The sequence below is a fragment of the Acinetobacter sp. AB03 genome, assembly GCF_058107045.1.
Window position 1 is genome coordinate 466,010 of record NZ_JBUEBA010000002.1, and the last position, 22,337, is coordinate 488,346.

Annotated in this window: 21 protein-coding genes, 1 tRNA gene and 1 pseudogene; 14 read left to right on the forward strand and 9 right to left on the reverse strand. The window is 39.9% G+C overall.

Annotated elements, in window-relative coordinates; translation table 11 throughout:
* Positions 1–53 precede the first annotated feature (53 nt).
* The 4 genes and pseudogenes from yajC to ACY3FQ_RS02605 form a co-directional block, all read right to left on the reverse strand.
* Positions 54–383: a preprotein translocase subunit YajC gene (gene yajC / locus ACY3FQ_RS02590; protein WP_004697692.1), complete on the reverse strand. Its 330-nt coding sequence runs from the start codon at positions 381–383 to the stop codon at positions 54–56.
* Positions 384–487: 104 nt separating this feature from the next.
* Positions 488–1,618 (reverse strand): tRNA guanosine(34) transglycosylase Tgt, encoded by a 1,131-nt coding sequence (tgt, locus tag ACY3FQ_RS02595; RefSeq protein WP_201952496.1) that lies wholly within the window; start codon positions 1,616–1,618, stop codon positions 488–490.
* Between the two features lie 315 nt (positions 1,619–1,933).
* Positions 1,934–2,125, reverse strand: a pseudogene (locus tag ACY3FQ_RS02600) (LemA family protein); the annotation flags it as partial.
* Between the two features lie 36 nt (positions 2,126–2,161).
* The gene (locus ACY3FQ_RS02605; protein WP_489773583.1) at positions 2,162–3,562 is read right to left on the reverse strand and encodes an RNA-guided endonuclease InsQ/TnpB family protein; all 1,401 of its coding nucleotides are present in this window, start codon (positions 3,560–3,562) and stop codon (positions 2,162–2,164) included.
* 82 nt (positions 3,563–3,644) lie between these two features.
* On the opposite strand from ACY3FQ_RS02605, the gene tnpA reads away from it, so the two are divergent.
* Positions 3,645–4,112 (forward strand): IS200/IS605 family transposase, encoded by a 468-nt coding sequence (gene tnpA, locus ACY3FQ_RS02610; RefSeq protein WP_010327522.1) that lies wholly within the window; start codon positions 3,645–3,647, stop codon positions 4,110–4,112.
* An 18-nt stretch (positions 4,113–4,130) separates the two neighbouring features.
* Here tnpA and ACY3FQ_RS02615 read toward each other — a convergent pair whose 3' ends face one another.
* Together ACY3FQ_RS02615 and queA are read right to left on the reverse strand one after the other, a co-directional pair.
* The gene (locus ACY3FQ_RS02615) at positions 4,131–4,307 is read right to left on the reverse strand and encodes a hypothetical protein (RefSeq protein ID WP_010327521.1); all 177 of its coding nucleotides are present in this window, start codon (positions 4,305–4,307) and stop codon (positions 4,131–4,133) included.
* Positions 4,308–4,316: 9 nt separating this feature from the next.
* Positions 4,317–5,357, reverse strand: a complete 1,041-nt coding sequence (queA, locus tag ACY3FQ_RS02620; protein ID WP_183175143.1) for a tRNA preQ1(34) S-adenosylmethionine ribosyltransferase-isomerase QueA — start codon at positions 5,355–5,357, stop codon at positions 4,317–4,319.
* Between the two features lie 184 nt (positions 5,358–5,541).
* Between queA and ACY3FQ_RS02625 the strand changes: the two genes are divergently transcribed.
* The 4 genes from ACY3FQ_RS02625 to ACY3FQ_RS02640 all read left to right on the forward strand — a co-directional run bounded on the left by ACY3FQ_RS02625 (position 5,542) and on the right by ACY3FQ_RS02640 (position 11,042).
* A tRNA-Leu gene (locus ACY3FQ_RS02625) sits at positions 5,542–5,628 on the forward strand.
* Between the two features lie 359 nt (positions 5,629–5,987).
* Positions 5,988–7,256: a sensor histidine kinase gene (locus ACY3FQ_RS02630; protein WP_489773584.1), complete on the forward strand. Its 1,269-nt coding sequence runs from the start codon at positions 5,988–5,990 to the stop codon at positions 7,254–7,256.
* An 81-nt stretch (positions 7,257–7,337) separates the two neighbouring features.
* Positions 7,338–10,082 carry a bifunctional [glutamate--ammonia ligase]-adenylyl-L-tyrosine phosphorylase/[glutamate--ammonia-ligase] adenylyltransferase gene (gene glnE, locus ACY3FQ_RS02635; protein ID WP_489773585.1) on the forward strand — a complete coding sequence of 915 codons (2,745 nt, stop codon included), beginning with the start codon at positions 7,338–7,340 and terminating at the stop codon, positions 10,080–10,082.
* A gap of 33 nt (positions 10,083–10,115) precedes the next feature.
* Positions 10,116–11,042 (forward strand): branched-chain amino acid transaminase, encoded by a 927-nt coding sequence (locus tag ACY3FQ_RS02640; RefSeq protein WP_004983545.1) that lies wholly within the window; start codon positions 10,116–10,118, stop codon positions 11,040–11,042.
* Positions 11,043–11,102: 60 nt separating this feature from the next.
* Here the strand turns inward: ACY3FQ_RS02640 and ACY3FQ_RS02645 are convergent, their stop codons facing one another.
* Together ACY3FQ_RS02645 and ACY3FQ_RS02650 are read right to left on the reverse strand one after the other, a co-directional pair.
* Entirely contained in the window at positions 11,103–12,125 is a 1,023-nt protein-coding gene (locus ACY3FQ_RS02645; RefSeq protein ID WP_489773586.1) for an NAD-dependent epimerase, read from the reverse strand.
* The gene (locus tag ACY3FQ_RS02650) at positions 12,122–13,291 is read right to left on the reverse strand and encodes a nucleotide sugar dehydrogenase (protein ID WP_062031440.1); all 1,170 of its coding nucleotides are present in this window, start codon (positions 13,289–13,291) and stop codon (positions 12,122–12,124) included. The genes ACY3FQ_RS02645 and ACY3FQ_RS02650 overlap by 4 nt, the downstream gene beginning before the upstream one ends.
* A gap of 184 nt (positions 13,292–13,475) precedes the next feature.
* On the opposite strand from ACY3FQ_RS02650, the gene ACY3FQ_RS02655 reads away from it, so the two are divergent.
* The 9 genes from ACY3FQ_RS02655 to ACY3FQ_RS02695 all read left to right on the forward strand — a co-directional run bounded on the left by ACY3FQ_RS02655 (position 13,476) and on the right by ACY3FQ_RS02695 (position 21,658).
* Entirely contained in the window at positions 13,476–14,249 is a 774-nt protein-coding gene (locus tag ACY3FQ_RS02655; protein WP_489773587.1) for a glycosyltransferase, read from the forward strand.
* A 38-nt stretch (positions 14,250–14,287) separates the two neighbouring features.
* On the forward strand, positions 14,288–15,259 hold the full coding sequence (locus tag ACY3FQ_RS02660; protein ID WP_489773588.1) for a stealth family protein: 972 nt from the start codon (positions 14,288–14,290) through the stop codon (positions 15,257–15,259).
* A gap of 9 nt (positions 15,260–15,268) precedes the next feature.
* On the forward strand, positions 15,269–16,033 hold the full coding sequence (locus ACY3FQ_RS02665; RefSeq protein ID WP_489774382.1) for a glycosyltransferase family 25 protein: 765 nt from the start codon (positions 15,269–15,271) through the stop codon (positions 16,031–16,033).
* A gap of 11 nt (positions 16,034–16,044) precedes the next feature.
* Positions 16,045–16,815 carry a glycosyltransferase family 25 protein gene (locus ACY3FQ_RS02670; protein ID WP_489773589.1) on the forward strand — a complete coding sequence of 257 codons (771 nt, stop codon included), beginning with the start codon at positions 16,045–16,047 and terminating at the stop codon, positions 16,813–16,815.
* An 89-nt stretch (positions 16,816–16,904) separates the two neighbouring features.
* Complete coding sequence (gene rfbB / locus ACY3FQ_RS02675) at positions 16,905–17,963, forward strand: dTDP-glucose 4,6-dehydratase (RefSeq protein ID WP_489773590.1); 1,059 nt, start codon at positions 16,905–16,907, stop codon at positions 17,961–17,963.
* Positions 17,963–18,853, forward strand: a complete 891-nt coding sequence (gene rfbA, locus ACY3FQ_RS02680; RefSeq protein ID WP_489773591.1) for a glucose-1-phosphate thymidylyltransferase RfbA — start codon at positions 17,963–17,965, stop codon at positions 18,851–18,853. Before rfbB ends, rfbA begins: the two co-directional genes overlap by 1 nt.
* Positions 18,850–19,710, forward strand: a complete 861-nt coding sequence (locus ACY3FQ_RS02685) for a WxcM-like domain-containing protein (RefSeq protein WP_489773592.1) — start codon at positions 18,850–18,852, stop codon at positions 19,708–19,710. Before rfbA ends, ACY3FQ_RS02685 begins: the two co-directional genes overlap by 4 nt.
* Positions 19,707–20,822 (forward strand): DegT/DnrJ/EryC1/StrS family aminotransferase, encoded by a 1,116-nt coding sequence (locus ACY3FQ_RS02690; protein ID WP_489773593.1) that lies wholly within the window; start codon positions 19,707–19,709, stop codon positions 20,820–20,822. Before ACY3FQ_RS02685 ends, ACY3FQ_RS02690 begins: the two co-directional genes overlap by 4 nt.
* Positions 20,822–21,658 carry a glycosyltransferase family 2 protein gene (locus ACY3FQ_RS02695; RefSeq protein ID WP_489773594.1) on the forward strand — a complete coding sequence of 279 codons (837 nt, stop codon included), beginning with the start codon at positions 20,822–20,824 and terminating at the stop codon, positions 21,656–21,658. The genes ACY3FQ_RS02690 and ACY3FQ_RS02695 overlap by 1 nt, the downstream gene beginning before the upstream one ends.
* Before the next feature lie 92 nt (positions 21,659–21,750).
* Here ACY3FQ_RS02695 and ACY3FQ_RS02700 read toward each other — a convergent pair whose 3' ends face one another.
* Positions 21,751–22,230, reverse strand: coding sequence for a DapH/DapD/GlmU-related protein (locus tag ACY3FQ_RS02700; RefSeq protein ID WP_489773595.1), 480 nt, complete (start codon positions 22,228–22,230; stop codon positions 21,751–21,753).
* Between the last annotated feature and the right edge of the window lie 107 nt (positions 22,231–22,337).

The window sequence follows — 22,337 nt, forward strand, 5'->3', positions numbered from 1 at the left end:
GTTTTCTTCTTAAAATGAAAAAAGTCGTGCGGATGCACGACTAATTTTTTTGATTAAAGGTTATTTAATGTGCCTTCAGGAAGAACTGAAATCACACTTGCGCGTTGAATTTTTACGTCTACACCGCGGCTCAGTTCAACCACTGCAAAGTCACCTTCGAGTTTAGTGATTTTACCCATTAAGCCACCAGCAAATACCACTTCGCTGCCTACGCCAAGACTTTCAACCAAAGAGCGGTGCTCTTTGGCACGTTTTGCTTGAGGGCGCCAAATTAAGAAGTAGAAGATTGCAATAAAAACAGCAATCATCAATAAGTTTGCGACCATACTTGGTTGTTGTGCAGCTTCACCCGCTGCGTGAGCTGTAGAAATAAAAAGGCTCATTTCAAATTCCTAAACTAAAAAAACGGTGACCAACGAATTGATCATAAATAGACTTGTTCTGCAATTTACCTTGTCTTTTTACCAAGCGCAAATGCTCACAACAATTAATCTTGGGGGCAAGGTGGAACTTCTAAACCACGACGTGCATAAAAATCTTCAACAAAGGCATCAAAGCGATCATTATCCAATGCATCACGAATGTCTTGAGTGAAACGTTGGTAGTAACGTAAGTTGTGAATAGTACCGAGCATTGCACCCAGCATCTCGCCACATTTTTCCAAATGGAATAAATACGCGCGAGTAAAGTTTGTACAGGTATAACAGTCGCAGTGTGGATCAAGCGGACTTTGATCATGACGGTATTTACTGTTACGGATACGTACTAAACCGTCGGTCACAAAATAATGTCCATTTCGGGCATTACGTGTAGGCATGACACAGTCAAACATATCGACGCCACGGCGGATGCCTTCTACGATGTCCTCAGGTTTACCCACGCCCATCAGGTAGCGCGGTTTGTCTGCTGGCATTTTTTCTGGAAGATAATCCAGCACTTTAATCATTTCTTCTTTCGGTTCGCCGACGGACAGACCACCAATGGCATAACCGTCAAAACCAACTTCAAGCAAGCCTTTTAAAGACTCATCACGTAAGTCTTCATACATACCACCTTGAATAATGCCGAATAGCGCATTTTTATTTTCAAGCACATCATGATGCTGAGTCTTACAACGCTTTGCCCAACGCAATGACAATTGTAGAGACTTTTGCGCTTCTTCATGCGTTGCAGGATAAGGCGTACATTCGTCAAAAATCATCACGATGTCAGAGTTCAATGTATGTTGGATGTCCATTGAGATTTCAGGAGACAAAAATACTTTAGAACCGTCAATTGGAGAGCGGAACGTTACGCCATCTTCTTTAATTTTACGCATCGCGCCCAAACTGAAGACTTGGAAGCCGCCTGAATCGGTTAGAATGGGTTTATCCCACTTCATGAATTTATGCAGACCGCCGTGCTCTTTAATCACTTCAAGGCCAGGGCGTAGGTAAAGATGGAAGGTGTTGCCTAAAATAATTTGCGCTTTGATGTCTTCAATATCACGCGGGAGCATGCCTTTCACCGTACCATAAGTACCGACAGGCATGAACACAGGGGTTTCAACCACACCATGCTCTAAAGTTAAACGACCACGACGGGCGCGACCCGACTGACCTAATTTTTCAAACTTCATAAAATATCCTGAACAAGAGCAAAGCACTGCTCTGCTTGCAGTGCAAGAGCGAAAAAACAGTTCGCCGCTAAAAGGAGGCTATTTTCCTTGATTATGCAAATAAACACCAGTGTTGTAACACTTTTAACGCAAAGCTTTTCTGTACGAAATTGTGTGCGGTGACAACGGTTTTGATTTGAGTATGTTGGGGAGAGTGGGAGATGAATTGCCGTGGCATAGCAAGCGATAGCTGCCAGAAGTGAAGTAAATGTAGATATTAAAAAAGGCAATCAAAATGAGTGCCTTGGATGTGTTCTTTGTGTTAGCGCGATCTTTTTAGTTGAAATTGGGACGGTAATCAAAATTTTGCAGCGCAGCAGCGTCACGGAATGGACGCACAGCTTTTTTACCGACAGTCATGGTGTTTACAATGTTGTTGGGAAAGATTTGAATGTGGTTGTTAAACAGTTCGACATTGCGGTTAAAGATGCTGATCGCAGCACCGACATTTTCGTTTTGCTCATGAACTACTCGCAGCTAAAGCAACGAGTTTCTGAAAGCAACTTAAGCTGCAATCATCTCTTTTGACGTTTCATCGGCAATGCGAGAAAGAGTTTTAACACTCTTTTTCGTCTTACGACTACCTCCACGCCCACTAGAGGAAGACATTAAGCCTTTCTCCAACACCGTTCCAGTGTCTAAAATTAATTTTATTGCTCGGCTTTTTATCACTTTGGATGCGTTTTTATCCGCATTATCAGTGTGACCACAACTCACGCATTTAAACTTTTCTTGAGTTTTGCGATTGTCGGGATGAGTGTGACCGCATGAAGCACACTCCTGACTTGTGTAAGCTGCCTGAACCTTAAATACAGCTTTTCCTAAACGAATGGCTTTGTATTTAACATATGCCTCAAGCATATACCAACCAACATTTAGAATTGCTTTATTTAAACCTGCTTTTGCCTTTGCCTTGTTGGGGATAAATCGACCTAATTCATCCTTTTTAGGGTTTGGCTTTTTCGTCATTTTTTGAGTATTTAACTTCTCAAAAATGAATACTTTATTTCGCTCCTTGCTTACTAGGCTATGGCTAGTCTTGTGATTGAAATCCTTTCGGATATTGGCTTTCTTAGCGTGATGGATCGCAATACGGTGCTTGGTTTTAGCTCTACGGTTTGACCCTTTTTGCTGTTTGGCTAACTTGCGCTGTAATCGTTTAATGTAGCGCTCAGCTTTGGTTAGATGGTTCTTTTGTTCCCTGGTAAAATCAAATTCTTGCGCTGGTGTACAAACAGGGATTGCCACGCCACGATCAATACCAACAACGTGCTTATTTAGTTCATTGGCATCAGTATCACTTAATAATGCTAATTGCTTTTCCAGGTACTTATCTTCATTGAATTTTTTGCCATCAAAATCCTCCATCTCAATTCCATCTTCATAGCAGAATGAAACAAAGTATTGACCACGCTCTTTACGGATATAAAGAGATTTTGGCTCATTAAAATCGGCATGTTTATTGAAGCTCAGATAGCCAATATTGTATTTACGACCACCAATTTGAAGTCGTGTTTTACCAAATTGATCTTTCTCGAAAGAGAACAGGTCACGAGTCAGGTAGATGCTACCTTTATCGGTTTTGGCTTTGCGCTTTGGTCGGCCACAAATCCCCTTGGTTGATTTTTTGAGGGTGTTGTACCAATTCACAGTCGAGTTCTTGAGAATGGTACTTGGACATTTATCAAGCCATGGGGTCAGTTCTTCTGACTTAAACTGAGCGTATTTCTGATCTTGAGTATCAAAATACTGCTTAAACGGTGTGAACTTACGAGCAAAACCTCGGAAATACTTATCCTCATCACATTTAGCATTCCAAGCAAATCTCGCACAGCCCATCCATTGGCTCAGAATTAACTTCTGTTCCTCCGTTGGGTATGCTCGAAATTTAATGCCTGAAATCATTACTAAGTGAAGTGTTCTTGCTATTTATATGCTGGAATTTTATACTATCTTTTATCTTAAGTAAATCTAGTATGTGATAAAAATGTATGAGTGGAGAACAGGTAGAAGCTGTATTTTTAAGAATTATGTTCATCTAGTATTTGTAACTAAATACCGTAGAGATGTGCTAACCCAAGAAATGTTAGATTCATTAAAAGAAATAATGAAGGAAACCTGCGAACAAATGGATTGTGAGTTGATGGAGTTTAATGGCGAGGATGACCATGTTCACATGATGGTTAATGTTCACCCTAAAATTGCTATCTCTAATCTAGCTGGAAAACTAAAAGGGAAAAGTTCTTATTTGCTACGAAAAAGCTTTTGGGACTCAATTAAAACAAAGCTATGGGGTAATCATTTTTGGTCGCCTAGTTACTGTGTAGTTTCGTGTGGTGGTGCAAGCCTTGAAACGGTTAAACAGTACATTGAAAACCAAAGACAACCACCATCTGAAATAGCAGTTAAACGCTCAAAAAACCTGAGTGCTAAAAGTGGCTTGACTCGCCCCTAAAGAAGCGAGAATGCGCCACTAAACTTGTTCAAATTTAAGGGTAATCGGTGCTTTCCATGGATGCAACCGATCCAAGATTTCTTGGGCAGTGTCCGCACTCCGAGCAATGCCCCAAAGCTTGTCGATATTATCAAACACGACCTGATTCTTTTTACGTCGAATATGAATAGAATGTTTGATCGTATCGAGAGGCATGTGAGGTTCTTATTTGGGTTGAAGTTGGTCAACTAACATGGCATCGCCATAACTAAAGAAGCGGTACTGGTTTGCAACTGCATGTTGATAAGCCATCAAAATATTATCACGATTTGATAGCGCTGAAACCAACATCAAGAGAGTCGATTCAGGCAGATGGAAGTTGGTGATAAGACGATCCACCACTTTGAACTCATAACCTGGGTAGATAAAAATTTGGGTATCTCCAGTCCAAGCTTTGAGTTCACCATCATGTGCCTGCGCTGCACTTTCAACCGCACGTGTCGCTGTCGTTCCGACAGAAATGACTTTATTACCACGCGCTTTGGTTTGACGAATAAGCTCAACTGAATGCTCAGGAACATCACACCATTCACTGTGCATAATGTGATTGGCAATGTCATCGGTACGTACAGGCAGAAAGGTACCAGCACCCACGTGTAAAGTGACAAAGGTTTTCTGAATACCTTTGGCTTCAAGTTGATCCAACAGCTTTTGGTCGAAGTGTAAGCTTGCGGTAGGTGCAGCGACACTGGCTAACTTGGTTGGATCATTAAATACTGTTTGATAACGCTCGGTATCAATGGCTTCAGCTTCACGGTTGAAGTAGGGAGGGATCGGAAGTTGTCCGTATAATTCCAGCACCGTTAAAATTGGCTGGGAAAACTCCACAATAAATAAATTTTCATGACGACCTAGTATAGTGACTTTAACGGCATCTGGGCCAATAAAGAGCTCAGCGCCTGCTTTGGGTGTGTTACTAGCTTTGATGTGGCAGTGTGCAATAAATGCATCTTGCATGCGTTCTACCAGAACCTCGACAGCTCCACCGCTGGCACGTTTGCCTTTGAGGCGTGCTTTCATCACTTTGGTGTCATTTAAGACCAGTAAATCACCTGCATTGAGCAAATCTAAAATGTCGGTGAATTGAAAGTCATGATGCTGACCTTGAGCATCGAGGTGTAACAGTCGAGAAGCACTACGCGTGTCTAAAGGGTAACGGGCAATGAGTTCATCAGGGAGGTCGAAATTAAAATCAGAAAGTTGCATGATCGGAAAGCAGCGTCAAAATAAGGGAGGTCAAAATTGCGCTTAGTATATGCGTTTTTGCAGAAAAACGCTGAAATTGCACAAATATAAAGCTAAAAAATCAAATGTGACTTAAAAATAGCCAATTACTATCAACTTGCATTGACAAGTTTTTCAAAAAGTTTAATATACGCATCAACACCTTCCCGAGGTGGTGAAATTGGTAGACGCGGCGGACTCAAAATCCGCTGTCAGAGATGACGTGTCGGTTCGAGTCCGACCCTCGGGACCAAGATATTAAAAAACCCAAGCATATTCAGTCTTGGGTTTTTTATTGCCTGAAATTTAAGATTTGAATCAAATCGCCATAAAACATTACAGATGGCTTAAAGCAATTGAATGTTTGTTGCGGGTTTGCTTAATTATGTCCTCATATGATGGACTCACAATTTTGTTTTAATCCTTCTGATAAATAACGAGTTTTCAAAAAGAGAAAGTAGTCACAAGATAAAATTCTGAAATAATTAATTTTTTTTGTTAAATGCCACGCTTGTATTATTGTATTTTTATATTGTTTTAATGTTGAAAATTTGCTAATAAATACAAGTAAATAATAGGTTTGTGCCGAAAATCACAAAAGATGAGGCAGAAATGGGTATTCAATTGCTAGATATCGGGTCTGATACAGAACAGTTAAGTGCTTGTCACTTATCTTTATTGTTGGGCGTGAACAGTAATGACAATAAAATTAAGAGCTTTCTCAAATTTGCGCGAAAAATTTTAGGTGCACATGCCGCAATTCTAACGTTTAGCAATGAACCTTATAGTTGGTATGCGGGCAAACACGCATTCAATGCTTTTCAGTTACCCGCTGCAGCCAATTTTGCTACTCATTTTGAAGGGGAGATTGCGATTGATAGCCTGCATTGCCATTATCATCATCTTTCTCAGCAGGTGAGTGCTTTAGGGTTTAAACATCAGCGGATCATCGCATTGGATTTAAAGGCATCGGATAAATCTGTAGGGCAAGTGATTTTCTTTGATGAACAGTTGGACGCTTTTACGCAGGATGCTGTAGAAAATGTCTATGAACTAGCATCTGGATTTCTTAATCTGCTGCATTTGCGCATAGAAAATGCGGAGCTCAAAGAGTTGTATGAACAACAGGTGGCCATGAATGTCAGTAAAACCAAATTTTTCCAAATTATTGCACATGATTTAAGAGCCCCTTTTCATGGCTTAATTGGATTCTCAGAAGTGTTGGCTGAAGAGCGCAAAAGTTTGGATGAGTCTGGTGTGCAAAGCATTGCAGATTATCTGCATGATACAGCACAATCGACTTATAGCTTGTTGGAGAGTTTATTGAATTGGGCGATGGCAGAAGGCGGGCGCTTTGTTTATCACCCCATCCATTACAAGCTTAAGCAGTCCTCTCAAATTGTTTTTGATGTGTTGCATGCGTTGGCCATCAATAAAAATATTCAACTGATTGACCGTGTCCCCGATGATTTAAAAATTTTTGCAGATATCAATATGGTAACTTCGGTGATCCAAAACTTGGTCTCAAATGCACTGAAATTTACCCATATGCATGGCGAAGGTGTTGTGACGATTGATGCCAAACAGCGTGATGATTTTATTGATATCTACATTCAAGATACGGGTTTAGGTATGACCTTGGGGCAAATTGAATCTTTGTTTGAACCGAAACTAACCGTTAGTTTTAAGGGGACAGCTGGGGAGAAAGGTACGGGGCTAGGTCTGGTGTTGTGTAAGCGTTTTGTTGATTTGAATAAAGGTGAAATTTCAGTCACATCTAAAGAAGGTGTCGGTTCAACTTTTATCGTCAGCCTGCCACGTTCGAACAGCGCACATCAAGCATTGTCACTCGAGACATCCCAGCAAGAATTTAGTGAATAATCATACTTTTCTTATAAAATAATTCGCCTAATCTCATGATCTGCTGTTATAAATAACCAAAACAATGCGAAAGGGTCGATCATGAATGCTGAGCAATTGCAAAAGACATTGCGCGCAAGTCAATATGCGGAACAAGTCCTATCTATACATCAGGTTTATCTTGAACAAGATTATGCAATTGATCAATTTTCTCAGCCATTGACCACCGAACAAATTTTCGATGTCGTTCAAAACACCTTAAAAGAGATCAGTGATGAAACCACATGGATGCGCACCATCCGAATTTTACGTGCGCGTTTAATGTTTCGCTGGATTTGGCAGGATGCCAATCAACTGATCGATGTGATGACGCTAACACGGGAGTTATCTGATTTTGCTGATGCAGCCATTTGTGTGGCAAAAGCGTTTGCCTTAGCGCCATTGGTGGCTAAACATGGTCAGCCTGTGGGCTATAACCATAAAATTCAAGATTTAATTGTGGTCGCGATGGGGAAGCTCGGTGCACAAGAGCTGAATCTGTCCAGTGATATTGACTTGATTTTTGCTTTTGATGAACAAGGTGAAACTGATGGTCGTAAATGCATAGACGTACAACAGTTTTGCATTTTGTGGGGTCAGAAGCTCATTTACTTGTTGGACCATATCACGGCTGATGGTTTTGTCTTCCGTGTGGATATGCGCTTGCGTCCTTGGGGTGATGGTTCTGCACTGGCGATTAGTCATGCGGCGCTGGAGAAGTATTTAAGCCAACATGGGCGCGAGTGGGAGCGCTATGCGTGGATTAAAGCGCGGATTGTGGCAGGGGGCAAAGAGGGGGATGAGTTGTTGGACATGACTCGTCCTTTCGTGTTCCGTAAGTATGTCGATTACACCGCTTTTGAAGCCATGCGCGAAATGAAAGCCATGATTGAGCGTGAAGTATTACGCCGCAATATCGAAGATGATATTAAGCTGGGTGCAGGCGGTATCCGTGAAGTCGAATTTATTGTGCAGGTTTTTCAGCTAATTTATGGTGGGGCAAAATTAGAATTACAAGACCGTCAATGTTTAGTGAGCTTGCATCATTTGGGTGAAGTGGGTTTACTGGATGGTCAAGCGGTCGGTGAGTTGGAAAATGCCTACTTATTTCTGCGCCGTGTAGAGCATGCCATTCAAGCTCTAAATGATCAACAAACGCAGTCTTTGCCAACAGAACCAGAACTCAGACAAAGGATGATTGACACCTTGGGTTTTGTCAGTTGGGATGCATTTATTGAGTACTTAAACCAAAAGCGCGCCAAAGTTATTTACCAGTTTGAGCATTTAATTAAAGAAAAAGAACATGACCCTTTCGTAGAAAGCTTTAGTCAGTTAGAAGCGCGTTTAAATGAGGTGTTGGATGCGAATGCAAAAAACCTCATTCATGAATTTTGGAATGGTCATGCGCTGAAAAAACTGCCTGCAAAAGCGGTGCAGCGTTTAAAAATGTTTTGGCCGCATTTGATTGAAGCGATTTTACAGTCAGATAAGCCGCAAGCCGCGTTGCTTCGCCTCATGCCTTTGGTCGAGTCTGTGATGCGCCGTACGGTATATTTGGTCATGTTGATTGAGAGTAAAGGGGCTTTACAGCGCTTGGTGAAAATGGCAACCGTAAGTCCATGGATTTGTGAAGAATTGACCCATTATCCAGTGCTATTGGATGAATTTTTGTCCATGGACTTTGAGCTGCCGCGCCGTCAAGATTTGGAAGATTCGTTGCGTCAACAGTTGCTTCGTATTGAGCTTGATGACGTTGAAGATTTGATGCGTGTGCTGCGTCTATTTAAAAAATCCAATGTTTTGGCAGTTGCGGCTAGTGATGTTTTGGCTGAAAGTCCGTTGATGAAAGTATCCGATGCTTTGACGGATATTGCAGAAGTTTCGGTCAGTACAACTTTAAATTTAGCTTACCAAATGACGGCAAAGAAACATGGTTATCCGCTCGATGTTGAAGGAAAGCGCTGTTCGATCGATCATTTGGCATTTGCTGTTGTGGGTTATGGCAAGGTTGGTGGGATTGAGCTGGGTTATGGCTCGGACTTAGATCTGGTCTTTATTCATTATATGGATGAGCAAGCCGATACCGATGGGCTGAAGTCGATCAGTGGATTTGAGTTTGCAATGCGTGTTGCGCAGAAATTTATGTCGCTGATGACCACGCAGACCCTCGATGGTCGGGTTTATGAAATCGATACGCGCTTACGCCCATCGGGTGAAGCGGGGGTCTTGGTCACCAGTTTAAAAGCCTTTGAGCAATATCAGTTGAAAAATGCATGGGTCTGGGAGCATCAAGCATTGGTGCGTGCTCGCTCGATTGCAGGTGAGCCAAGTTTGCGTGATAAATTTGAAGCATTGCGCTGTCGGATTTTGACACAGCCAAGAGATGAGGAAAATGTACGCGCAGAAGTGCTGAAGATGCGTCAAAAAATGAAGGACCATTTGGGTTCTTCTAAAGAACAACAAAAAGATGGAATTTTTCATTTAAAACAAGATGCAGGTGGTATCGTCGATATCGAATTTATGGCACAGTATGCTGTGTTGGCATGGAGCGGATCTCATCCAGATCTTGCCCATTATTCCGACAATGTACGAATCCTTGAAGACGCCGCAAAAGCCAGTTGCTTATCCAGTGACGATGCGACTGCATTGATTCAAGCTTATCTCAGTGAACGAGCCGAGAGCCACCGTTTAGCCCTTGCGAATCAATCCATGCAAGTAAATGCTGCGGACTGGCGCGATACCCGAGTGATCGTTTGCAAATTATGGCAAAGATTAATTGATCCAAGCTCAATCGTGAGCATTGGGTAACATGACTGTGTATATAAATTTGGAGTGTGTGTCATGAATTTGGCTGATCGTGATGGTTTTATTTGGCAAGATGGACAATTGGTTGACTGGCGTGAGGCAAAAACTCACGTACTAACACATACCTTGCACTACAGCATGGGTGTGTTTGAAGGTGTCCGTGCCTATGAAACACCGAATGGCACGGCTATTTTCCGTTTAAAAGAACACACTAAGCGTTTATTGAACTCTGCAAAAATTTATCAAATGAAAGTCCCATTTGATCAAGCAACACTAGAGCAAGCTCAAATTGATGTGGTTCGTGAAAATAAATTAGCGTCTTGCTACTTGCGTCCAATTATTTTTATTGGATCGGAAAAATTAGGTATTGCTGCAACAGACAATACGATTCATGCGGTGGTTGCTGCGTGGAGCTGGGGTGCGTACCTTGGTGACGAAGCAATGGCGAAAGGTATTCGTGTGAAAACTTCATCATTTACCCATCACCATCCAAACGTGACGATGTGTAAAGCGAAAGCGTCAGGTAACTATACCTTGTCGATTTTGGCTCACCAAGAAGTAGCGCATTCTGGCTATGATGAAGCAATGTTGCTCGACCCCCAAGGTTATGTATGCCAAGGTTCTGGTGAAAACGTATTCTTGGTGAAAGATGGTGTTTTACATACGCCAGATATCGCGGGTGGTGCACTGGATGGTATTACGCGTCAAACCATTATTACCATCGCAAAAGACTTGGGCTATGACGTGGTTGAGCGTCGTATTACACGTGATGAATTCTACATTGCAGATGAAGCATTTTTTACAGGTACAGCTGCTGAAGTGACGCCTATTCGTGAATATGATGATCGTGAAATCGGTTCAGGTACGCGTGGTCCTATTACTGAACAAATTCAAACCACATTCTTTAATGCAGTTAAGGGTAAAGACCCGAAATACGCACACTGGTTAACTTATGTAAAATAAGTGATTTGGTGGAAAAGGGCTCTTCGGAGCCCTTTTTTATGCTTTAGTATTTTTTCTAAATTAAACCTGATAAAAGTCACGATACCAATCTACAAATTGTTTCACACCATCTTCAACTGAAACAGATGGTTTATACTCCACACTTTTTTCTAAAGCGCTGCTATCTGCGAAGGTATCAGGTACATCACCTGCTTGAAGTGGAAGCAATTCTAAGATGGCTTCTTGGCCAACGGCTTTTTCAATTGCTTGAATATATTCGATGAGTTTCACAGGATTGTTATTGCCAATGTTGAATATACGGAAAGGCGCATTGCTGGTTGCTGGATCTGGGTGATTGCTGTCCCAATTTGGATTGGCCTCAGCAATTTGATCGCTTGAGCGAATCACGCCTTCAGCAATGTCTTCAACAAATGTGAAATCACGGGTGTGATTACCATGGTTAAATACGGGAATTGATTGACCCGCAATGATGTTTTTGGTGAACTTAAACAGCGCCATATCGGGACGTCCCCAAGGTCCATAGACCGTAAAGAAACGTAAGCCTGTGGTTGGCAATTGAAATAGGTGACTATAGCTATGCGCCATTAATTCATTTGCACGTTTGGTTGCTGCATAAAACTGAATAGGATGATTGACACCATGCTGCTCACTAAAAGGCATGGTGGTATTTGCACCGTATACGCTGCTGGTGCTGGCATAGGTCAGATGTGGTGTTTTCGCATAGCGGCAAGCTTCAATAATATTGGTAAAGCCAATAATATTACTTTCTACATAACTCATTGGATTTTCAAGTGAGTAGCGCACGCCTGCTTGTGCAGCCAAGTGAATCACACGGTCAAATTGGTGTTGTTGAAAGCATTGATCAACTGCTGTTGTATCGGCAAGATTGGCTTGAATGAAGTCAAATTGGCCAGCACTTTGCTGAGCAGTTTGATGTAATAAGTCGATACGTGCTTGCTTTAAAGCAGGATCATAATAATCATTCATATTGTCAAAACCGACAACAGTATCACCACGCTCGAGTAGTTTTTTAGAGACATGAAAGCCGATAAAGCCTGCTGCACCTGTTACTAAAACGTTCATTCATCGCCTCCAAAAATATCACGGGTATAGATTTTGTCTTCAACATCACTTAAGTCCTGTGACTTACGATTGGCGATGATGACATCACTTTGTTGTTTAAATTGTTCTAAATCATTAATCACTTTGGATTTGAAAAATTCATCTTCATTTAATGTTGGTTCATAAACAATCACATCAATGCCTTTGGCTTTGATGCGTTTCATGACGCCTTGGATCGCTGACGCACGGAAGTTATCGGAGCCACTTTTCATCACTAAACGATAAATGCCGACGGTATTAGGATTTTTTGCAATGATAGAGTCTGCAATAAAGTCTTTACGCGTACTGTTGGAATCTACAATGGCCTGAATCAAGTTACTCGGCACTTGATTGTAGTTGGCAAGAAGTTGTTTGGTGTCCTTCGGCAGACAATAGCCACCATAGCCAAACGATGGGTTGTTATAATGATTGCCAATGCGTTGATCTAAACATACGCCTTCAATAATTTGACGGGTATCCAGACCGAAGGACTGGGCATAGGTATCGAGTTCATTAAAGTAGGCGACACGCATTGCGAGATAGGTATTGGCAAATAACTTGATTGCTTCAGCTTCAGTTGAATCGGTAAACAATACAGGACTATCTTTTTTGATTGCCCCTTCGATCAGCATATCTGCAAACAACTGAGCACGTTGTGACTTTTCACCGACAATAATCCGAGATGGATAAAGGTTGTCATGCAACGCCTTTCCTTCACGTAAGAACTCAGGAGAGAAGATGACATTTTCAGTGTGATATTGGCTTTTGACTTTTTGAGTAAAGCCCACTGGCACTGTTGATTTGATAATCATGGTTGCCTGAGGGTTGATCTCGACTACATCTCGAATGACACTTTCCACACTCTGTGTGTTGAAATAATTAGTTTGCGTATCATAGTCGGTGGGTGTTGCAATAATGACAAAATCAGCGCCTTGATAGGCTTCATATTTGTCAGTTGTGGCACGAAAATTGAGCGGTTTCTCGCTTAAAAATGTCGATATATCTGCGTCTTGAATCGGAGAGATTTTTTGATTCAACATGTCAACTTTCGTGTCGATGATGTCTAGTGCAATCACTTCATGATGTTGTGAGAAGATCATGGCATTAGAAAGGCCGACGTAACCTGTGCCTGCAACTGCTATTTTCATATCAACCTGATTATATATTCTTCATATGAGGGCTTAAGTGTACCTTGCAAAGGATTTACACAAAGCGATTTCGTATCATAGCACAAACTATTTTTGAGTATTATGAGGGCTTTGAAAAAGCCATACACTAACTTATTGCAAGAAATGTTATGATACAACGCAGAATGCTGGTGGATGATAGAACATGCAGGAAAACGTAAACGACTCATTGTTAAAACAGGCTGAAACACAGACAGATCAAAATATTGTGTTATGCATGAAATGGGGCACCAAATATGGGGCCGAGTACGTCAATCGTTTATATAACATGGTGAAGCGTCACACCACGGTTGATTTTAAAATGGTTTGTCTAACAGACCGCACCGAAGGAATCGATCCTGCAGTTCAATGTTTCCCCATTCCACCTTTGGCACTCCCAGAGGGAAGTCCTGAACGTGGCTGGAATAAATTGTCTACATTTGAGCCAGACTTGTACGGCTTACAAGGTAATGCACTCTTTTTAGACTTGGATGTAGTGATTGTTGACAATATTGACAGTTTCTTTACCCATCCTGGGGACTTCCTAATTATTCATGACTGGAAACGTCCTTGGCGGATTACAGGCAACAGCTCGGTTTACCGTTTTAAACTGGGAGCTTTTCCTGGATTGATGCCCTATTTTCGTGAACATTTTGATGAAATTCGTCAAAAGTTCCGCAATGAGCAAGCTTATTTGTCTTGGTATGTCGATCAAGAGAAAAAACTTTCTTACTGGCCTGATAGTTGGTGTAAGAGCTACAAATATCACTGTTTGCAAAAAATTCCGTTGGCATACTTTAAGCCCCCTATAAAACCCGAAGGTGCAAAAATTATTGTTTTCCATGGGGAAATTAATCCACCTGATGCAGTAAATGGTGGTGGTGGGAAATGGTATCGTTATGTATTGCCATCACAGTGGATTAAGGATGCGTGGCAATAATTGCTTATTTAGACTCAGATTTTGAAGTGATCAAGTGAATGCAAAATATTGATATCGTGATTGCCTGGGTAGATGGCAATGATCTTGAATTAAAAAAGAAACGCCATAAATATCTGACCGGTGAAGATGCATCTGATGCGGTCAGTGCGACGCGTTTTGCCAGTAATAACGAAATTTATTACAACATCGCTTCCATTTTGAAATATGTACCGTTCTGTCGACATATCTATGTGGTGGCAGATAATCAGCGTCCTGAGTTTATCGATGAATTTGCAGCGCAAGGTTTGTGCGCTGCGGATAAAATTCGTGTGGTTGATCACCGAAAAATTTTCAGAGGTTTTGAAGAATATTTACCGACTTTCAATACCCGTTCTATTGAAAGTATGCTTTGGAATATTGATGGGCTATCGGATTATTTTATCTATCTCAATGACGATTTCTTTTTTAATGCGCCTGCACAAATCGAAGACTTTTTAAAAGCGGAAAGCTTGGTGATTTATGGTCATTGGCAAAATAGTTTTGCACTCAAAGCAAAGCTCAAATATCGCCAGCTGATGAGTCGCCAATTTGGAAAGCCAATTCAGCCGAAACATATGATTGCACAGATGCTTGGCGCAGATATTTTGGGATTCAATAAATTTTTTGAAATCCATCATTATCCACATATTGTAGATCGTCATGCATTAAAAGAGTATTTGCTTGAGCATCCACAGCTTTTAGAAACGCAGATCAAGTTTAAATTTCGTAGTGTAGAACAGCTGAATCCAATTTCATTAATGAACCACATTAAGATTCAAAAACAGCAGGCTGAGTTAAAGCCTGATCTCGAGTTGGCCTATCTTAAAAATCAGGACAGTTTGAATAGTTTTATACAAGCGCTACATAATCCTGAGATTAAGTATGGCTGCATACAGAGTTTGGATCAGCTTGATAGTGATGCTGCAAAGAAAATCAGTATGGCTATGCAGGAAAAATTAGCAGGCTATTTGCCCCATTCAGTTTTAGTTTAAAGGTTCATGATGAAAGTTGTTACTTATTTGATTAATTTGGACGGCAGTCAGGAACGACTTGAAAGAGCAACTCAGCAGCTGAATCAAGTCAACTGGCCTTTTGAACGCTTTTCTGCAGTAGATGGACGTGGTAAAGAGTTAACTGAATTTGCAAACTACGATGATCAAGGGGCGAACGACGTACTTGGCCGTAAACTGATGAATTCGGAGTTGGGCTGCTATTTAAGTCATTATGGCTGTGCACAAAAATTTTTAAGTACAGATGCTGATTATTTGGTGGTGCTTGAAGATGATATGAAAATCAACCAAGACTTCAAAGACAAACTTGATGGTGTGATTGAGTATCTCGATCAGCATAAAGAGCTGGATTGGTATTTGATTAACATTGCAACCAAAAAGAAAAAGCTAGCTAAAGATATTACGAATGTTGAGGGTATGAGCTTATGGCATGCTTTTTATTTTCCTATTCGTGGTTTAGGTTTGGTGTGGTCACGTCAAGGTGCAGAAGCATTTATGCAAGCTGGGAGAAAAATGACCATGCCTGTCGACATTTTCTTCCAAACCTGGCTCAGTAAAAATGGGAAGGGATTAGGTGTATGGCCTGCCTTAGTGAAACCTGCTGGGTTGGATAGTGATATCTTAGGCACCGTGGCAGCACAAGGTATTTCTCGTAAAGAAAAAGAAGGGCGTAGTTTTTCTCACGGCCTTAAAAAACAAAAACGGATGTGGCGTGATAAATTTTATGCCATGAAGCATTTGGTTGCATCGAAGTAAGTAGTATTGATATGAAAAATATAGTCATCAGCTTAAAGACAGCCACAGCGCGTCGTGAGCACATCGTACAAGAGTTCGGCAAACAAAATATTGGGTTTGAGTTTTTCGATGCGTTAACGCCTGATCTGGCTCGTCCTCTAGCTGAAAAAATGCAGCTTAACATTCAGGAAGACTTTTTAAGTCCAGGTGAGTTGGCTTGTTTTATGAGTCATGTCTCGATTTGGCAAAAAATGGTAGATGAGCACATTCCTCATTTGGCTATTTTTGAAGATGATGTGTATTTAGGTGATGCTGCTGCTGAATTATTAAATAACGCAGGCTGGATCAACCCCAATTGGGACATTATTAAGACGGAAGCATTTGCAGATCAGGTTTTTCTAGGTAAAACTCAGTCTAAAATATCAAATGGCATGCGTCATATTGTTCAACTCATGGGAAAAAATTTGGGGACTGCAGGTTATATCTTGAGTATTGAAGGTGCTCAAAAATATTTGAAGTATGTTGAACAAATTCAATTGATCCCACTAGACCAAGTGATGTTTGATGAATTTATATGTCATAAAATTCATCCCGTGTATCAGATGACGCCTGCTTTATGTATACAGGAAATGATGTTATTTCCTGAAAAAAAAACGAAACTTTCAAGTGACTTGCTTGCAGAGCGTAAAGCGCGGATGAAAAAGCAAAAGAAGAAGGGCTGGGCTAAAGTTCAACTGGAGATTTTACGTATATTGAAGCAAGTGAAATATGCGTTAGTGGCTCAGCGTGTTGAGTTTAAATAAAAGTTGATTTGATACTTAAACTGAATACGTTGATACCTTATTTAAAAAATCAAAATATAAATGTGATGAAATGATAGGAACAGCTTGAAATGCGCATTCTAGTAACTGGTGGCGCTGGATTTATTGGTTCAGCAGTAATACGTCATATTATTGAAAACACCCATCATCATGTTTTAAATGTCGATAAGTTGACTTATGCAGGTAATCTGGAGTCACTTCAATCGATTGAACAAAGTGAACGCTATCAATTTTTCCAAACCGATATTTGTGATCAGGTTGAATTAGAAAAAATCTTTGAAAACTTTCAACCGAATGTAGTGATGCATTTGGCTGCCGAATCGCATGTCGACCGCTCAATTGATGGTCCTGCTACATTTATCCAAACCAATATTGTGGGAACTTATAGTTTATTAGAAGCTGCACGAAAATATTGGCTAAGTCTAACCGCAGAAGTAAAAGAATCTTTTCGCTTTCATCATATTTCAACGGATGAAGTGTATGGTGATTTAGAGGGAACGACGGACCTTTTTAAAGAAACAACACCATATGCACCAAGTTCACCATATTCGGCAAGTAAGGCAAGTTCAGATCATTTGGTTCGCGCATGGCACAGAACCTATGGTTTGCCAACAATTGTGACCAATTGTTCAAATAATTATGGGCCATATCATTTTCCAGAGAAACTAATCCCTTTAGTTATTCTCAATGCTCTAGATATGAAACCTTTACCTATTTATGGTAAGGGTGATCAGATTCGGGATTGGCTTTTTGTTGAAGATCATGCACGTGCGCTGTATCAAGTTGTTACTACAGGCGCTGTAGGGCAAACCTATAATATTGGTGGACATAACGAAAAACAAAATATTGAAGTCGTAAAAACGATTTGTAATATCTTGGATGAGTTAAAGCCTCAAGCCAATGGTCAAAAGTATGAGTCTCTTATTAAATTTGTCGAAGATCGTCCTGGGCATGATTTGCGTTATGCCATAGATGCGGGAAAAATTGAAAAAGAACTCGGTTGGACGCCACAAGAAACCTTCGAAACAGGTATACGAAAAACGGTTGCATGGTATTTAAATAATTTAGATTGGTGCCATCGAGTACAAGATGGTAGCTATCAACGTGAAAGATTAGGTGTAAACGCATAATGGCAATAACAACAAAGGGTATTATTCTGGCGGGTGGCTCGGGTACACGTTTGTACCCAATTACAAAGGGTGTTTCAAAGCAACTTTTACCTATTTATGATAAGCCAATGATTTATTATCCACTTTCTGTGCTCATGCTGGCAGGAATTCAGGATATCCTTATTATTACAACACCAGAAGATAAAGAGAGCTTTGAGCGTTTACTGGGTGATGGTACACAATTTGGTATTCGTCTCCAATATGCTATTCAGCCAAGTCCAGATGGTTTGGCACAAGCGTTTATTATCGGTGAAGCGTTTATTGGCAATAGTAACGTGTGTTTGGTGCTAGGCGATAATATTTTCTATGGTCAAGGCTTTACGCCAATGTTAAAACAAGCCGTTGCCCGTGCAAAAGGTGCAACAGTCTTTGGTTATCAAGTTAAAGACCCTGAGCGTTTTGGTGTAGTTGAGTTTGACGAGCAGAAACGAGCAATTTCCCTAGAAGAAAAGCCTACGCATCCGAAGTCTCATTTTGCGGTAACGGGACTGTACTTCTATGACAATGAAGTGATTCAAATTGCCAAACAAGTCAAGCCTTCTGAACGCGGTGAATTAGAAATTACTACAGTAAACCAAATGTATTTGGAACGTGGTGATTTAAATGTAGAGCTTCTTGGGCGAGGTTTTGCATGGCTCGATACAGGTACACATGCAAGTTTGCTCGAAGCGGCGCAATTTGTAGAGACATTAGAGAAACGCCAAGGCTATAAAGTAGCATGTTTAGAGGAAATTGCTTTTAATCATGGCTGGTTAAGCAAAGAACAAGTTTTATCCACTGGGCAAAGCATGAGTAAGAATGACTATGGTCAGTACTTAATCTCTTTGGTCGAACAGGGGAGTGGGCAATGAGTTTAATTGAGTGGGTTGAATTGCCCAATTTAGGGGACCAACGAGGTTCTCTGGTCGTGATTGAATCAAATAAGAATATTCCTTTTGACGTAAAAAGGTTGTATTACATTTTTGATACTCAGCCAGATGTCCCTCGTGGTTTTCATGCACATAAAGCACTTCAGCAAATTGCCTTTTGCTTAAAAGGAAAGTGCAAAATGGTGATGGATAGTGGCAAAGCCAAAGAAGAAGTGTGGCTAGAAGGTTCAAACAAAGGACTACGAATACCTCCTCTTGTTTGGCATGAAATGCACGACTTTTCAGATGATTGCTTATTATTAGTTTTGGCCAGCGATCATTATGATGAGTCAGATTATATTCGTAGTTATGATGATTTCTTAAAAGAAATACATAAGCCTTTTATCCACCCTTTAGCCGATGTACAGACACAAAAAATTGGTTTAGATACACGTGTTTGGCAATACAGCGTAATTTTAGCAGAAGCTGAAATTGGAGCTAACTGTAATATTTGTGCACATACACTTATTGAAAATGACGTCATCATTGGCAACAATGTTACAGTGAAATCAGGAGTTTATATTTGGGATGGGATTACATTAGAAGATAATGTCTTTATCGGTCCATGTGTTGCTTTTACGAATGATAAAAAACCTCGCTCAAAACATTATCCAGAAGAGTTTCCTCAAACAATTGTAGAAAAAGGCGCAAGCATTGGGGCAAATGCCACCATTTTGCCTGGAATCTGTATTGGTCAAAATGCATTGATTGGGGCTGGGGCTGTCGTGACGAAAGATGTTCCAGCTAATGCTGTCGTAGTAGGTAATCCTGCAATCATCAAAGGTTATATAGAAGCATGATTCCTTTTCTAGATTTAAAAAATATCAATCAGCAGTATCGTGAAGAGCTAATTGCAGCTTGTACGCGTGTTATTGATTCAGGCTGGTACATTGGTGGTAAAGAGTTAGAACAATTTGAACAAAACTTTGCAGAGTATTGTGGAGTTAAATTTGCTATTGGCGTGGCTAATGGTTTAGATGCATTAATTTTAACTTTACGTGCTTGGAAAGAACTCGGTCAACTCCAAGAGGGTGATGAAGTGATTGTTCCTTCAAATACCTATATTGCCAGTATTTTAGCAATTACAGCAAATAAACTAATGCCTGTTTTAGTTGAGCCAGATCTTGCCACCTACAATATTGATCCATTGAAAATAGAAGAAGCAATAACAGCCAAAACCAAAGTGATTTTACCTGTCCATTTATATGGTCAATTGGCTGCAATGTCAGACATTATGGAGATTGCAAAAAAACATAACTTATTGGTTTTAGAAGACTCTGCACAAAGTCACGGTGCCCAATTAGATTGTAAAAAAGCGGGTAACTGGGGAGATGCTTCAGGTTTTAGCTTCTATCCAGGCAAAAATCTAGGTGCACTAGGAGATGCTGGAGCGATTACGACGAATAATGCTGAGCTAGCACAGACATTGAAGGCATTGCGTAACTATGGATCACACGAGAAATATAAAAATTTATTCGTGGGGGTAAATAGTCGATTAGATGAAATGCAAGCCGCAATACTTGATGTGAAATTAAAGCATTTGGATGATGAAACACAAAATCGACGCCAGATTGCAAATCTTTATATGGCTGGAATTAATAACCCAATCATTGAATTACCAAAAGTAAATAAAGATGTACTTAATGATCAGCAACATGTTTGGCATGTATTTGTAATTCGTTCAAAGCATCGAATGGAATTGCAAAAGTATTTAGCAGAAAATGGCGTACAAACTTTAATCCATTATCCAATCCCACCACATAAGCAGCAAGCATATGAGGAATGGAATGGCCTAAGTTATCCTGTTTCTGAGCAAATTCATGCAGAAATTTTAAGTTTGCCGATGGGACCAACTTTAACAGTTGAAGATGCTGAAAAAGTCATTCAGCTTTGTAATGAGTTTAAAGTGTAATGGATAGTTTACTAGATACACCCTTAGTTACAATTGCTATCCCATGCTATAACCATGCGGTATTCGTGCAGGATAGTATTAGAAGTGTTATTAATCAAACATATAAAAATATTGAATTAATTATTATTGATGATGGGTCAACTGATCAGTCTGTGAATAAAATAAAGGAAATGCTTATTGAATGTGAGCAAAGATTCACTCGGTTTGAATTTCGGGATCGTCCAAATAAGGGATTATGTAACACCTTAAATGAAGCTTTAGAATGGGCTCAAGGAGATTATTTTTGTGTGATTGCTTCTGACGACCAGATGCTTCCTGAAAAAACAAGCTTACAGATTAGCTCGTTTAAGTCTGATACTGTGGGAGTTTTTGGCGGTGTGAATATTATTAACAATAAAAATCAAATACTTTCCTCACGGGTAAGAGAATATTCTGAAACTGGATTTGAAGATATTCTTCTGAATAAGCATGATCTACCAGCCTCTTCACAAATGTTTAAAACAGACATTTTGAGGCAGGTTGGCGGATATAATCCTAATGTAAAGGTAGAAGATTGGGATTTGTTGTTACGTATGTCAAAACTAAATAAAAAAATGGTTTATATACCACAATTGCTGATTAATTATCGTAAGCATGATTCTAACATCAGCTCAGATAATACTTTTATGTATACTGAAATGATAAAAATACTAGATCAATATGTAGATGAACCTAAATATGCACAGGCTTTATATATAGTAAAAAAAAGACTGCTTGTTAATCCTATGAAAAAAATAAGTAAGTTAAAGGCGTTTTTCTTAAAGATTAAGATTCTTTTAGAATATAAATTTAACTGAAAATTTAGTTTGAACTCAGTTTTTTTAGTAACTTAGCTGGATTTCCTGCGTAAATCGAGTGTGGTGGTACGCTTTTTGTGACGACCGAACTGTTACCAATGACGGAATCCTTCTCCTATGGTTACTCCTTTTAAAATTCGCACATTTTCTCCGATAAATACATGATTCTCTATAGAAACAGGTAGGCATTGATAATTTCCATTTGATCGATCTTTTATTTCTACGCCATGGAAATCAGAGTCAGTGATAAATAAATTTGGACCAATTAAGCAGTGTTCACCAATAGTTATAGAGGTTTTATCTGCAATAATTACAAAATTATTATTAATAATTGTATGATCTTTAATTGTCACTAGTGCCGAACTATTTCGTGCTTCAATATATCCGACAGTATTATAAAAATATGGAGAAGGAGTAACACCTAATTGAGCCATTTCAATATGAATTTTCCCTTTCCCTGAGAATAACGTCGGGTAGTGATACTCTTTTTTAATAATTAAATGATCACAATCGGAAAGTAGCCTTTTGTAAATAAAATATCTTATTTTATTGTAAATTTTTCTAAATGTCATAAAACTATCCTCTTTTAAAGATTAGAAAGAAGTATGCTGTAGTAAGGGTTATAACAAAACGTCTTTTATTTTTAAAACTTTGTCTTTTTAAAATTTTACTAGTTAAT